This window comes from Sulfitobacter sp. PS-8MA (assembly GCF_040933935.1).
In the GTDB taxonomy this organism is placed as follows: Bacteria; Pseudomonadota; Alphaproteobacteria; order Rhodobacterales; family Rhodobacteraceae; genus Sulfitobacter.
Genome location: NZ_JBFQYJ010000006.1, coordinates 629,227 through 643,265, shown reverse-complemented (window position 1 = coordinate 643,265; position 14,039 = coordinate 629,227). Strand labels below are relative to the sequence as shown.

Below are 14,039 nucleotides of genomic sequence, written 5' to 3'. Positions count from 1 at the left end.
ACAGCCCCCGCCGCGGGTTGATCCGCCCAATCTCCCCCTCTGTCTGCGTCATGACGATCCCTCAACCTTTCCCGCCCCCCGGCAGGGGCGGTCGGCAAGGCTTAGCGCAACAGGTCTTACCGCCCGATTAACAGGCATTGGCCAGCCCCCATTCGCCCCTGCAACCGCCACCGACAAAAACCTGCGCTTTTGTTTCAATTAAACGCCAAATTTTGGCCACATTCCCCGCGCAAAAGGTCATTCTTTATTAACATCATCAGATTACTTCATGCTCCAGATCGCTCATACCATTCATTCGGATCACGATCTGGGGCTTGTCCTGCTCGCCGGTCTGCTTTGCGCCTTTGGCAGTTGGGTGGTCTCCCGGCTTTACCGCCATGCGCTAGACCGCCCGCGGGCGCAGGCTATGTCATGGTATTTCTTGACCGCCATGACGGCGGGGGTGACGATCTGGTGCACCCATTTCATCGCGATCCTCGCCTATCAACTCGACGCCCCGGCGAGCTTTCATCTGTCGCTCACCTTCGCCTCGCTGATCATCGCGATCCTGGGATCAACCCTGGGCATCGTCGTGGCCGGCACCAGCGGCGGAGGGGCGCGCATGGTGCTCGGCGGCGTGATCTTTGGCCTGGCCATCTCTGCCATGCATTACACCGGCATGGTCGCCTACCGGGTGCAGGGGATCATCACCTGGGATATGGTCTATCTCGGCCTGTCGGTGGTCTTTGCCACGACACTCTCCGTCGCCGCACTTTATTTCGCCTGTCGGGGAGGACGGTTCAATGTGCTCAAGATGACGGGCATGTTGACTGCAGCCATTTTGGCCCTGCATTTCACCGGCATGGCCGCCTTTCAGGTCACCCCGCTGGCGGTACATGGGCATTATGACAACCCGGCGGAATATACGCTGATCGCCCTGACCGTCGCCGGCACCGCCTTGATCATCGTATTGGCCGCGCTTTTTAGCCATTTTGTCGAGACCCGAACCCGTAATGAGAGCATCGAAGAACTGCGCAAGGCCCGCGATGCGGCCGAAAGCGCGAGCCGCGCGAAATCGGAGTTTATGAGCGTGTTGAGCCATGAGCTGCGCACGCCCCTGACCATCGTCATCGGCTATGCCGCCTTCATGTCGAAACTGAAGAACCACACCGCGTCCAAGATCGGCCCGGATGAGATGATCACCGCCGCGCATTTCGACAGTATCGGCGATCAGGCCGAACTCTACGGCCAGCGGATCAAATCGGCCAGCGGGCATTTATTGACCATTATCAATGACATCCTCGACTATACCAGCATGGAATTGAACAATCTCGCGCTAAACAAGACCCCCTTCTCTGCCCGGTCGCTGTTGGAAGAGGTGGCGGATCAGTTTCAGGGGATGGCCCGGGAAAAAGGCACCGTGCTGCATGTGCAGTCTGCCGATCTCACCCTGACCGCCGACCGGGGCCGCAGCCTGCAAATTCTGATCAACCTTCTGGGCAACGCGCTGAAATTTTCCAAAGCGACCGAGATTCACCTGCGCGGGCGCCCCGCCCCGGGCGGTTTCTGCTTTGAGGTCGAGGACAATGGCGCCGGCATCGCGCCGCAGAACCTTGCGCGTATCTTTGACGCTTTCACACAGATCGAAGACGCCGAAGACCGCGCCGAAGGCGGCACCGGGCTTGGCCTTGCGATCTGCAAGAAACTGGCGCTTGGGCATGGCGGTGACATCACCGTCGACAGCACGCTTGGACAGGGGACAAGGTTTACCGTCCTGTTCCCCAGCCCCGTCGCAGAGACGCAGGCCCCCGCTTTGCCAGCAGCGGCCTAAAGCGGATCAGGGAACAGATGGTGCACCTAAAAGGAGAAACCTCGAACTTCCTGTTTGCCGTTATGTCTGCATGGGAGGAGGCCCTACAGCGCCACCGTGGATGATAAAAAAGTTAACCGTGTAAGGTCTTTGAGGTTTGGAAGGAGTCCTTCGCTTCGCTATCCTGTGTCAAAGTACCTGTATTAAGACACGATATTGCGAAGCGAACACAATATAGTCATACTGAACCTATGCGGGAGTTTTTCATTAAAAAAATTGGATAGAATTTCACTGGTACTCCGGATAGATTTTTGGAAGTGCGGTGCACCTCATTGATAGCTGAAGAAAGCTCCATTGGTCTGTGCGCCGGGTACGAAGGGAACAAATGGCGCGCAAAAAAGCTTGCTGGACACATCTTCTCTTGGTTGCCTCAAGTTGCCTTGGATCAAACGCGAAAAGACACGCTTGATGCTGCCAACTGGCACGAGCGCGTCGAACTTGCGGCAGCTCATGTCTACAGAACGAAAAAGACTGAAAGCCGAGGAGAGATTGGGGAAATACTTCTCCACATTGCCTGTGTTCAGGAGTTCGGCACACTTCCCGTTCTGTGCAAGCTGATATTGAAAACTAGCCATAATGACACTGTCAAAGGTTTTGATGCCGTTCATGTCGTTTACAACAAAGGCGATATTGAACTTTGGCTTGGAGAGTCGAAATTTTACACTGATCCTAGACGCGCGATCCGAGACGCCTTGGCATCCGTGCGCGAACATCTGCTTCCTGCATTTCTGGATACCGAGAAGGCGATGCTCTACGGACATATACCAGAAGGCATCCCTCAAGCTGACGGCCTTCAAAAGTTGCTGCATCAAAATACAACCAGTGACAAATTACTCAAGCAATCGGTTTTCCCTGTGCTTATTGCTTACGAGAGCACTGCAATCTCAAAACACTCAGATTTGACCGATGAATTTCAGAAAGAAATCGAAGGTGAAATCAGTGCACTTCACCAACTCGTTGCAGATAGTAAAAGTGACATTAAGGTGCGGCTGCAACTCATCTTTGTGCCGATGCATTTGAAAGCTGACCTTGTGGAGTTTTTCGATAAGAAACTAGAGGCTTTTGCATGACTTCTCTTGATACACTCCGGAATCTTGAAGAAGGGCAAACTGTGGCGACGACATCTTCGAGGCGATCTCAAAGGCGAGTAGTATTGTACGCTCTGAACGATATGAAGACAAAGAAGCTCTTGAGATCGCGATCCGTCTGCTTGATGCGAGCGAGAAAGGGCAAGTGCCGTTTGGATCACATGATGCCATCGAACATCTCGCCGAAGCTTGCGGTCTGTTTCCCTATATTTATGCTGACGGCCTGAACCCATTGCGAGCAATGGCAATGGAAGCCTTCGCAGTTCATCTGAACAAAAAAGTCTACCTTCACGCAAAACAGATGGAAGTTCTGTCCCATCTCCTTTCAGGCGATAATGTTGCGCTCAGCGCACCCACCAGTTTCGGAAAGAGCCTTATCGTAGATGCCTTTATTTCTGAAAAGAAGCCGAACTGCGTTTGCGCCATTGTTCCAACAATAGCTTTAATCGATGAAACCCGCCGAAGGTTAGAGAGAACGTTTGGTGAAGAATACCAAGTAATATCAAAACAATCTGACAAGCGTCACCACGACAAAGTGATCTTCGTTTTGACACAAGAGCGATTTCTCAATCGCGATGACTTTGAGGGTATCGACTTCCTCTTCGTGGACGAATTTTATAAGCTTGACCCGCATAGAGAAGACCATCGCTTCCAGACCCTGAACGTCGCACTTTACCGAGCTCTGCGGATGACGACGCAGTTCTTCCTCGCAGGACCAAATATCGCCTTTTTGAACGTTGGGCCCTCGTGGAAGGAACGCTTAGTGTTCTTACGATCCAACTACCAGACGGTTACCGTCAACACAGTCGATCGCACAGCGGAGAAAGAGAAGTTCAAGTGTTTCCTTTCAGATTTGAACGGGGCAAGTGATCAGCAATCTCTGGTGTATTCTAAGTCGCCCCCGGCTATGCGGCGTTTGGTGCAAGAACTTCTTAATGAGAAATTCAAGGCTGGGTCAGAATTCGCTGACGAACTCAGCGCTTGGGTGCGCGAGAACTACCATGATCAATGGATATTGGCAGAGGCATGCGAAGCTGGCATCGGAATGCATCATGGGAAAATCCCTCGTGCGGTTGCGCAGCTCTTTGTAGAGCTTTTCAATGAAGGGACTCTGCCTATCTTATTGTGCACTTCGACCTTAATTGAGGGAGTAAATACGTCAGCAGAAAACGTTTTTGTCTACGACAAAGAAATTAGCACCAAGCCTTTTGATTTTTTTTCTTTCTCAAATATTAGAGGAAGGGTTGGAAGGATGATGCAACACTTCGTAGGCAACGTATTTCTATACTATTCGCCGCCGCAAGAAGGCGAGTTAACTGTAGACGTTCCAGTTCTTTCCGACCCAGACCAAACTGACGAATATATCTTGATGAACTATGAGCCGTCAGAGCTTGGGCCAGTCGGATTAGAGCGACAACAAAGCCTTCCTTTAAAATATGATCTTTCACCAGAAACACTTAAAAAATTTGGACATTTCGGTGCGGAAGTACTAAATGGCGCGAAAGACGATTTGAAAAAGCACCTGGAAGCTAAGCGTCATAGGTTCGAATGGTCCGGTCACCCGGGTTACAACCAAAGGCTTATGCTCGCTGAGGTTATCCGCCCCCTTCTTCAATCCAAAAACGACAAAACGACGCGACTGTCTGTGAAGCAAATGGCTTGGGCGTGGGATATGCTATTGAAAAAGCCCACGCTCGCGGATTTTCTAACTTGGTTCCAAGAGTGTTTTTCGAAAGATGAGATACAAGAAGGCATTGAACGCTCATTCGAATTTCTTGGCGCATGTGAGTTCAATCACGCTACTGCGGTCGCTGCTATAAACCAACTCCTCCGAGAAATCGATCCGAGCATCGACGCAGATTACGCCTTTTTTGTAGTAGAGCTAGAGTCGTGGTTTCGTCCCCGTTGGATGAAGGAGATTGATGAGGTGGGAATACCCGTACCTCTTTCGGAGCGTTTGCTTCCAATGCTTGGACACCCCAACCACTATACAGAAGCGCTCGAAAGAATTGCCGACCTGCCAGAAAAAGAATTGTTGGCTTTTTCAGAAATAGACAGGCGTCTGATCAAACGTGCAACGGAGTCACTTCAGTATCGCATGTAATGCTTCAACATTTGATGAAGTGGTAGCGTTTGGTCGCAAACGGTTTGATAAGTGATATTCCGACACCAATTGCGGGAACAGGTCAATATGCGCTGCACATTTGGAACTGAATTGCAGTGCGCGACAACAACACGAAGACTATTCGCAGTAGCTGATTCGCTCATTTTGGATGTCAGTTAAACTAACACGCCCTTCAAATTGTACCGTTGATGTATGATTTTGTAGGTTGCAGGATGTGCGGTTTCCCAAGTACCCAATCATGACTCGGCTGCGGCCGTTGATCTTGCACTCTCAAAATGTGCGATTTTCCGAATAGGTTCATGTGCGATTTTCCATTGAATAGTGTCATTTAGACTATCCTTTTCAAGGACTTGAAAGTCGTTCTAGCTTGTTGTCACGCCTCGAGTTTCCCTCGAGTGCAAACCCAGAAAACAAGTAAGGAGAGTTCGAACATGTCCAACCCTATCGCCACTAGCAACGTGGTCCCGTTCATTCGGCCGACAAACCTTAATCACGATGATGGTCGCCCCGACTTCAGGGTTTATGAACCGGACCTTGAGAGGTTCGGCCTGACTCCGGCTCAGCGCGAGGAGTTCGTCAAGGTACTCTGGACCATTCTCGTGGGATTCGTCGACCTCGGATACGGCATTCATCCTACGCAGCATTCGAGCGTACCCGACGACTTGGATGATGCGATCTTTCGGACGGTGGATGAGTACTTCAAGGATGCCGCTTAGGCGTTGTCTGTTCACATTCAAATGGTTCATGCAGCGAGCATAGCTCGCTGCAAACAAGCTGCCCGGAGGTATTATGGATAAAGAGAATCTTCCAAGTTCGCCCCAGAAATGCGTCATCTATGTCCGCGTTTCTTCGAGGAAACAGGTTGGTGAAGGTGCCGGCCTTTCTAGTCAAGAAAAGAGCTGCAGAAGATATGCAGCAGAAAAGGGGTATGAAGTTGTTGAAGTATTCAGCGACGTTATCTCCGGTACGTTAGGAGAACGGGCTGGGACAAAAGCGCTCGTCCAGTATCTACGAAAGCACCGATCCAAAAACCTAAGGGTTATTGTAGATGATGTCGACCGGTTTGCACGAGACGTGTCCGTGTACGGCGATCTCTATAAGAAACTTCAAGCAGTAGACGCACGACTTGAGAGTCCAAATTTTACACTATCTGAAGATGCGCACTCTAGCTTCGAAATAAAGCTCCGGGTTCTTTTGGGTGAACTGGAGGTCGGAAAGAACAAGGAACGGTCGCGTCAACGCGTCATCGCGCGCCTCTCTTCGGGATACTGGACTTTCGCGGCTCCCGTTGGCTACCAGTACGAGAACAGGCGCAGTCCAGAGGGCAAGGTTCTGGTTCGGCATGAACCGGTTGCATCAATCCTCGCAGAGGCTTTGGAAGGCTTTGGAAGGCTTTGCGACGGGGCGCTTTCAGTCTCAGTCCGAGGTGAAGCGCTTCTTGGACGCAAGGCCTGAGTTTCCAAAGGATTATAGAGGAACCGAGGTCAGATTTGATCGCGTAAAACAATTTTTGACCAACCTTTTGTACGCAGGATACTTGGAACGGCCAGAGCGAGATATCCCACTGACTAAAGCAGTTCACGAGCCACTTATTTCTTATGACACATACCTTATTATCCAAGATCGCCTGCAGTCCTCGGCGGTCGCACCGGCACGACAAGACATCGATACGGAGTTCCCGCTACGGGGCTTTCTTGTTTGCTCCAAATGTGGTCGCAAGATCACTTCTTGTTGGTCACGAAGCGGAACTGGGCGGCGGTATCCATACTACCTGTGTCAGTACCGATCCTGCTCAGAAAAGGGCAAGTCGGTTCAGCGTGATAAAGTTGAGAAGCAGTTCGAAGCGCTGCTGCGGTCACTCGAACCAGACGAAGCAACATTCGCGGTTGCAGACAAAATGTTTCGGGATGCGTGGGATCGAAGAGGTACTTGGGTGTCAATGAGCGTTTAAAAGTGACCCGGTTTCAGCGTTTAATTTTGACCCGCCTATTGGGTGACAAAGCCCCCAGGCGGACCGCCCTCATATAGCGAGTCCGTCTGGGGGCTTTGCTTGCGACGTGGCTATTTTTCTCTGCGACTTTTGCTCTGAGCGAAGCGATATGACGTGTTGCCCGTTTCGATGATGGCACAGTGGTGCGTGACGCGATCCAAGAGCGCAGTTGTCATCTTGGCATCACCGAAGACAGCGACCCATTCCCCGAACTCCAAGTTGGTGGTGATGATGACGCTGGTTTTCTCGTAGAGCTTGCTGATCAGGTGGAACAGCAACGCGCCGCCGGATTTCGGGAACGGGATGTAGCCTAACTCGTCGATGATGACGCAATCCAGGGCAGACAGCTGCCGGATGATCTTCCCGGCATTGCCGTCGGCCTGTTCCTTGATCAGGGCATTGATCAGATCGACCGCGTTGAAGAAGCGGACCTTCTTGCCGTTGTTAATCAATGTGGTTCCAAGCGCGATGGCGATGTGAGTTTTGCCTGTCCCGGTTCCGCCGACCAGGATGAGGTTGTGCGCCTCTTCGGTGAACTGACCCGAGCAGAAGGGTTCGATCTGGGCCTTACTCACCGCGGCCGCGCCGTAATCGAAGGTGGCGAAGTCCTTATGATGGGGGAACTTCGCGATGCGCATTTGATACTGGATGGAACGCACTCGCCGCTCTACAGTTTCCGCGTCGATCAGTTGCTTTATCGCTGTGGTCAGACTTGGTGGCTTGCGCGCGGACAGCAAATCATGGGCGCAAGCTGCCATTCCATGCAGCCTCAAGGCGGTGAGTTGGTCGATGAGAGCGTTCATGCGGCAGCCTCCTCGGCCGAGCAGAGCGCCTCATAGCGCTTGCAGTCGGCCTCGGGCCGCACGGTCAGCTGCGGATAGACATTACCCTCATTCAACGGCGTGATGATTGGCTCCACCAACTGGTTGATCAAATTGGTGATGGCAGGAAGGCGCAACGTGTTTTGTTCAACTGCCAGTTCGCAGGCCGTCTCCACCACCTCGATTCCGTGGTCCTGGGCCAGCAGAAGCAGATCGACGAACTCCCGGTCCCCGCCTTTGCCAGCCATGTAATGCTCCCTGATCCGATGCATGGCCTCAGGCAGTTGCCAGTCCACAAAAGGGGCGCCGTCGCGCAGAGCGCCGGGCTTGCGATCCAGTAGAGGAACATAATGCCAAGGCTCAAAGTAGCTGACGTTGCGGGTGAAGCGACGCTTGTGCTCGGCAATAACGTCCTGGCCTGACACCAGCACGATCCGGCTCGCATAGGCGCGCAAGGAGACATGCTGGCCTGCAAACCGGGAAGGCACGCTATAGCGATTGCTGGCATATTGAACCAGGCAGGTGGAACGGACCCGCACCGTCTTTTCCACATAACCATCAAAAGCCCGCCCCAGGGGGCGCAGCTCGGCGCGCTCATCTTCAAAAACCTCCGCAATCGTGCGGGACGATTGATCAGGATGGGCGCGGCTTGCCAATTCCTCGCAGCGCAGACGCAACCAGTTGTTCAGCCCATCCAGATCATCAAAAGCTGGCATGGGAACAAACAATCGGCCTCGTAAAAAATGGACCTGGTTCTCCACCTGACCTTTCTCCCAACCCGACGCGGGGGTGCAGGCAACCGGCTCCATCACATAATGGTTCATCAACGCCAAGAACCGCGGATGGAACACCCGGTCCTTCGAGCGGGAGACATAGGTCACCATCGTTTTGGGATTGTCGATGATCACCCGTCGCGGAACCCCGCCGTAGAAGGACAGCGCCCGTACAAAAGCATCCAACACCATCTCTTGGCTCTCGCCGGGATAGGCTACGATAAGAGGTTTGCGACTATGGCACAGGCGGAAGTGAGCAACCTTTACCTTCTGCTCGACACCACCGAGAATAACGCGCTCTTCGCTCCAGTCAAACTGGAGCGCATCACCGGCAGCAAAATGCAGGGGGATAAACGCCTCTCCCGATCCAGCATCGGCACGTTTGAGGTCTCGGATAAATCGCTGAACCGGAGAATAGGACCCAGTATACCCTTCCGAGACGAGCTGTTCGTAAAGCTTCGTGGCCGTCCGCCGCTCCCGGCGCGGGCGCTTGTGATCCTGCTCGAAAAGCTCTTGCAGCCGCGCGTCAAATCCATCGCACAGCTTATGCCGGGTCGGTGGCGCTTGCCGTTGATAGCTCGGTGGACTGTCGTCCTTCAGATACTTCTTCACCGTGTTCCGCGACAAACCGGTTGCCCGCGCCACAGATCGGATGCTGCGACCCTCAACCAATATCCAACGACGGATCTTCGATACACTTTCCATCAATATCACCTGCTCATTCCTCCGCGCTATTCAGCGCGGATGCTAACGTGGCAGGTGGGTCAATTTTGCACGCTCATAACCCACCCAAGTGGGTCAATTTCGCACGCCGATTCACAACTTGGGCAAAAAAGGAAATTACCAGACTACGGAAGCGTATGACACAGATCGATACGGAGAGTTCGAACCTGCTGAATCGGTCCGCTCGAACTCAGAATGAGATCGTAGCGGAAGCTTACGAAGCCAAGGTTAGCGATCTGCAGTCAGAAAAGGCCAAGATCGAGGCCGAAGTAGAGCGAATGACCTTTCCTGCACGCTCATTTGACGAAATGTTCGAACTCGCCATGCGTTTTCTCTCAAGCCCTTACCACATATGGGAAAAATCAAGCTACACTCTCAAGAGAATGGTCCTGCGTCTTGTATTTTGCCACCCATTGGAATTCGACAGAAATGAAGGCGTTCGAACCGGAGAAACCACCTTACCCTTCAAGGCCTTAAGGTACTTGAAGAGTACGGATTTAAAAATGGTGCGGGCGGTGGGACTCGAACCCACACGGGGCTACGCCCCAACAGATTTTAAGTCTGGTATGTCTACCATTCCATCACGCCCGCAGTGTGGCGCACAATACCCATCACGCGGGCGGTGTAAATGGGCGATCGCCGGGGGATTTCCCCGGCCGGGTGCTCAGGTGGTCTCGGCCAGCATGGTCTCTTTCACCGCCTCCATCGCCACATAGGTCGAGGTGCTGGCCACATGCGGCAGGGAGGAGATCGTCTCCCCCAGAAAGCGGCGATACTCGGACATATTGCGGGTGCGCACCTTGAGCAGATAGTCGAAATGGCTGGCGATCATATGGGCCTGTTCGATCTCAGGCACTTTGGCGACCGCGCGGTTAAAGGCCCGCAGTGCAGCCTCGCGCGTGTCGTTCAACCGCACTTCGACAAAGGCGACATGGTCCAGCCCCAGACGGATCGGGTCCAGCAGGGCGCGGTAGCCCAGGATCACGCCGCCCTCTTCAAGCCGCCGCAGCCGGGCTTGCGTGGGCGATTTCGACAGGCCGATGCGCCGGGCAAGGTCGGTGATGCTGATGCGCCCGTCCTCGGCCAAGACGGACAGAATCGCGCGGTCAAAACGGTCCAGCTCCAAAAGGTCATTCGACATGTTTTCCTGCAAACTCCGGTACAATTGACTTCACGCACCCAGATCATCGGGCGATCTTCCCGCTGACAATGGTATATCATAGGCCAAACATCAACTGGAGCTTGATATGCCTCTCGATCACGCCAAAGCCCTGCGTCACACTATTGACGCCCGTACCTATGCCGACCCCGACCCGCTGCTGGCCGAATTGATCGAGACCGCAGATCTGTCTCCCGAAGACCGCGCCGCGATCACGGCGGATGCGGCGGGCCTCGTGCGCGACATTCGCGGCACTTCGGCGCCGGGCATGATGGAGGTCTTCCTCGCCGAATACGGGCTCAGCACCGAAGAGGGCGTGGCGCTCATGTGTCTGGCCGAGGCGCTCTTGCGGGTGCCGGATGCCGAGACCATCGATGCGCTGATCGAAGACAAGATCGCCCCTTCGGACTGGGGCCGCCACATGGGGCATTCGACGTCGAGCCTCGTCAATGCCTCGACATGGGCGCTGATGCTGACGGGCCGGGTGCTGGATGATGACCAGCCCGGTCCGGTGCGCCATCTGCGCGCGGCGATCAAACGGCTGGGCGAGCCGGTGATCCGCACCGCCGTCAGCCGTGCGATGCGCGAGATGGGGCGGCAATTCGTGCTGGGCGAGGACATTCAGGCGGCGATGAAACGCGCCCGCGGGATGGAGAAAAAGGGCTTTACCTATAGCTACGATATGCTGGGCGAAGCGGCGCGGACCGAGGCGGATGCGAAACGCTATCACCTCAGCTACTCCCGCGCGATCTCGGCCATTGCCGATGCCTGCACCCATGATGATATCCGCAAAAACCCCGGCATTTCGGTGAAGCTTTCGGCCCTGCACCCGCGCTATGAGTTGGCGCAAGAAGCGGCGGTGATGCGCGATCTGGTGCCGCGTCTGCGGGCGCTGGCGCTGTTGGCGAAATCCGCGGGCATGGGGCTCAACATCGACGCCGAGGAAGCCGACCGGCTCGCGCTCTCGCTTGAGGTCATCGACACGGTGATGGGCGAGCCCGCGCTGGCCGGCTGGGACGGTTTCGGCATCGTGGTGCAAGCCTACGGCCCCCGCGCGGGCACGGTGATCGACACGCTCTATGACATGGCGCAGCGCCACGACCGCCGCATCATGGTGCGTCTGGTCAAAGGCGCCTATTGGGATACCGAAATCAAACAGGCGCAGGTCGAAGGCATCGACGGTTTCCCGGTCTTCACCCGCAAGGCCGCGACCGATGTGAGCTATATTGCCAACGCCCGCAAACTGCTGAACATGACCGACCGCATCTATCCGCAGTTCGCCACCCATAACGCCCATACCGTCGCCGCCGTGCTGCATATGGCCGACGATCCCGAGGTCTATGAGTTCCAGCGCCTGCACGGCATGGGCGAGACCCTGCATGACATCGTGATGCAGAAACACGGCACCCGCTGCCGCATCTATGCCCCCGTGGGCGCGCACCGCGATCTGCTGGCCTATCTGGTGCGCCGTCTGCTGGAAAATGGCGCGAACTCCAGCTTCGTGAACCAGATCGTTGACGAAGACGTGCCGCCAGAGGTCGTGGCCGCCGATCCTTTTGACCAGTTGCAGGACAAAGCGCCGACAATCCCGAAAGGCCCGGAGGTCTTCCAGCCGCAGCGCGCCAATGCCAAGGGCTTTGACCTTGCCCATAGCCCCACCCTTGCCGCCATTGAAGAGGCCCGCGCGCCCTTTGCCGAGGCCAAATGGGAAGCCGCCCCGATCCTTGCCGGGGACGCAGCGCCCGAAGCGGCGGTGGAGGTGATCAACCCCATCGGCGGCACCTCCCCCGGCACGGTGCAACCCGCGTCGGAGGCCGATGTCGCCACGGCGCTTGACAAGGCCGCCCCTTGGGAGGCCCCGCTCGACAGCCGCCGCGCCACCCTGCTGCGCGCCGCCGATATGTTGGAAGACCGCTATGGCGAGATTTTCGCCATCCTCGCCCGTGAGGCGGGCAAGCAGCTGCCCGACTGCGTGGGCGAGCTGCGCGAAGCGGTCGACTTCCTGCGCTACTATGCGGGCCAAGCCACCAACACCCCGCCCGCGGGTATCTTCACCTGTATTTCGCCGTGGAACTTCCCGCTGGCGATCTTCTGCGGGCAGGTCACTGCGGCGCTGGCGGCGGGCAATGCGGTGCTGGCCAAACCGGCAGAGCAGACCCCGCTGATCGCCAAACTCGCCGTCGACGTGCTGCATGAGGCGGGCGTGCCCCGCGCGGCCCTGCAACTGCTGCCCGGCGGCGGCAAGGTCGGCGCGGCGCTGACCGGCGACGCCCGCGTGAACGGCGTGGCCTTCACCGGCTCCACCGCCACCGCCCTGCGCATCCGCGCCAATATGGCCGAACACTGCGCCCCCGGCACCCCGCTGATTGCCGAGACCGGTGGCCTCAACGGGATGATCGTCGATAGCACGGCGCTGCCCGAACAGGCGGTGCAGGCCATCGTCGAAAGCGCCTTTCAATCTGCGGGCCAGCGCTGCTCGGCGGTGCGCTGCCTCTATGTGCAAGAGGACATCGCCGACGACCTGATCCGCATGCTGACGGGGGCGATGCAGGCGCTGAGCATCGGCGATCCCTGGCATCTGTCCACGGATGTCGGCCCGGTGATCGACGAAGCCGCGCGCAAAACCATCGTGGACCACATCGAGACCGCCCGCACCCAGGGCCGTGTCATCGCAGAACTGAAAGCGCCCGAAGGCGGCACCTTTGTCGGCCCCGCGATCCTGCGGGTGGACAGCATTGCCGATATGAAGCGCGAGATTTTCGGCCCCGTGCTGCATGTCGCGACCTTCAAGAGCCATGAACTCGACGCGGTGATCGACGCCATCAACGCCACCGGCTATGGCCTGACCTTTGGCCTGCACACCCGCATCGACGACCGGGTGCAACATGTCTCGGAGCGGATCGAGGCGGGCAATATCTACGTCAACCGCAACCAGATCGGCGCCATCGTCGGCAGCCAGCCCTTTGGCGGCGAAGGGCTTTCCGGCACCGGGCCCAAGGCCGGCGGGCCGAACTACCTGCCCCGCTTCAGCGCGCCGGATCATCAGGAAAGCGCTGGCAAATGGGAGGCCGCGCAGAGCCAGCTTCCCGCCCTGCCCGCGCATCAGCCGACCGTGCTGGAGACCCAGTCGATGCCCGGGCCCACGGGTGAGAGCAACCGTCTCTCGACCCTGCCCCGCCCGGCGCTTCTCTGCATGGGCCCGGGGGCCGAGACCGCAGCGGCGCAGGCCAAAGCGGTGCGCGCCCTTGGCGGTGTTGCGGTCGAAGCCAGCGGTCAGATCAACCCCGATCTGCTCACAAGCGGCCCGGCCTATGGCGGTGTGCTCTGGTGGGGGGATGACGCCACGGCGCGCGAGATCGACCGCGCGCTGGCCCAGCGTGACGGCGCGATCATTCCGCTGCTGCGCGGCCTGCCCGACACCGCGCGGGTCCGGGCGGAACGGCATGTCTGTGTTGACACCACGGCCTCTGGCGGCAATGCCCAACTCTTGGGAATGATGGCCTAAAACGGT

General features: G+C 56.5%; 10 protein-coding genes and 1 tRNA gene. 7 read left to right on the top strand and 4 right to left on the bottom strand.

All coding sequences use genetic code 11. The annotated features are described in order from the left end of the window. The first annotated feature begins 268 nt into the window (after positions 1 to 268). From AB4M76_RS07035 to AB4M76_RS07010, 6 genes are all read left to right on the top strand, one after another. The gene (locus AB4M76_RS07035; protein WP_368441080.1) at positions 269 to 1,810 is read left to right on the top strand and encodes an MHYT domain-containing protein; all 1,542 of its coding nucleotides are present in this window, start codon (positions 269 to 271) and stop codon (positions 1,808 to 1,810) included. A 311-nt stretch (positions 1,811 to 2,121) separates the two neighbouring features. Further along, positions 2,122 to 2,919, top strand: coding sequence for a DUF1837 domain-containing protein (locus AB4M76_RS07030; RefSeq protein WP_368441079.1), 798 nt, complete (start codon positions 2,122 to 2,124; stop codon positions 2,917 to 2,919). Positions 2,920 to 3,082: 163 nt separating this feature from the next. After that, positions 3,083 to 5,041, top strand: coding sequence for a DEAD/DEAH box helicase (locus AB4M76_RS07025; RefSeq protein ID WP_368441078.1), 1,959 nt, complete (start codon positions 3,083 to 3,085; stop codon positions 5,039 to 5,041). 452 nt (positions 5,042 to 5,493) lie between these two features. Next, the gene (locus AB4M76_RS07020) at positions 5,494 to 5,778 is read left to right on the top strand and encodes a hypothetical protein (RefSeq protein ID WP_368441077.1); all 285 of its coding nucleotides are present in this window, start codon (positions 5,494 to 5,496) and stop codon (positions 5,776 to 5,778) included. Between the two features lie 73 nt (positions 5,779 to 5,851). Beyond that, complete coding sequence (locus AB4M76_RS07015) at positions 5,852 to 6,517, top strand: recombinase family protein (RefSeq protein ID WP_368441076.1); 666 nt, start codon at positions 5,852 to 5,854, stop codon at positions 6,515 to 6,517. Continuing rightward, positions 6,405 to 7,013 carry a zinc ribbon domain-containing protein gene (locus tag AB4M76_RS07010; protein WP_368441075.1) on the top strand — a complete coding sequence of 203 codons (609 nt, stop codon included), beginning with the start codon at positions 6,405 to 6,407 and terminating at the stop codon, positions 7,011 to 7,013. The genes AB4M76_RS07015 and AB4M76_RS07010 overlap by 113 nt, the downstream gene beginning before the upstream one ends. Before the next feature lie 110 nt (positions 7,014 to 7,123). On the opposite strand, the gene istB is transcribed toward AB4M76_RS07010, so the two are convergent. The 4 genes from istB to AB4M76_RS06990 form a co-directional block, all read right to left on the bottom strand. After that, positions 7,124 to 7,855 (bottom strand): IS21-like element helper ATPase IstB, encoded by a 732-nt coding sequence (istB, locus tag AB4M76_RS07005; protein ID WP_108485421.1) that lies wholly within the window; start codon positions 7,853 to 7,855, stop codon positions 7,124 to 7,126. Continuing rightward, entirely contained in the window at positions 7,852 to 9,351 is a 1,500-nt protein-coding gene (istA, locus tag AB4M76_RS07000) for an IS21 family transposase (protein WP_368440290.1), read from the bottom strand. Before istA ends, istB begins: the two co-directional genes overlap by 4 nt. Positions 9,352 to 9,873: 522 nt before the next feature. Then, a tRNA-Leu gene (locus tag AB4M76_RS06995) sits at positions 9,874 to 9,960 on the bottom strand. 73 nt (positions 9,961 to 10,033) lie between these two features. Next, a complete protein-coding gene (locus AB4M76_RS06990; RefSeq protein ID WP_368441074.1) occupies positions 10,034 to 10,510 on the bottom strand; it encodes an Lrp/AsnC family transcriptional regulator in 477 nt (158 codons plus the stop codon). A gap of 106 nt (positions 10,511 to 10,616) precedes the next feature. Between AB4M76_RS06990 and putA the strand changes: the two genes are divergently transcribed. After that, complete coding sequence (putA, locus tag AB4M76_RS06985) at positions 10,617 to 14,033, top strand: bifunctional proline dehydrogenase/L-glutamate gamma-semialdehyde dehydrogenase PutA (protein ID WP_368441073.1); 3,417 nt, start codon at positions 10,617 to 10,619, stop codon at positions 14,031 to 14,033. The last annotated feature ends 6 nt before the right edge of the window (positions 14,034 to 14,039 follow it).

Coding starts and splice junctions, on each gene's coding strand:
- istA (WP_368440290.1), bottom strand. CDS start 9,351: ATGGAAAGTGTATCGAAGATCCGTCGTTGGATATTGGTTGAGGGTCGC.
- istB (WP_108485421.1), bottom strand. CDS start 7,855: ATGAACGCTCTCATCGACCAACTCACCGCCTTGAGGCTGCATGGAATG.
- putA (WP_368441073.1), top strand. CDS start 10,617: ATGCCTCTCGATCACGCCAAAGCCCTGCGTCACACTATTGACGCCCGT.
- AB4M76_RS07010 (WP_368441075.1), top strand. CDS start 6,405: ATGAACCGGTTGCATCAATCCTCGCAGAGGCTTTGGAAGGCTTTGGAA.
- AB4M76_RS07020 (WP_368441077.1), top strand. CDS start 5,494: ATGTCCAACCCTATCGCCACTAGCAACGTGGTCCCGTTCATTCGGCCG.
- AB4M76_RS07035 (WP_368441080.1), top strand. CDS start 269: ATGCTCCAGATCGCTCATACCATTCATTCGGATCACGATCTGGGGCTT.
- AB4M76_RS06990 (WP_368441074.1), bottom strand. CDS start 10,510: ATGTCGAATGACCTTTTGGAGCTGGACCGTTTTGACCGCGCGATTCTG.
- AB4M76_RS07015 (WP_368441076.1), top strand. CDS start 5,852: ATGGATAAAGAGAATCTTCCAAGTTCGCCCCAGAAATGCGTCATCTAT.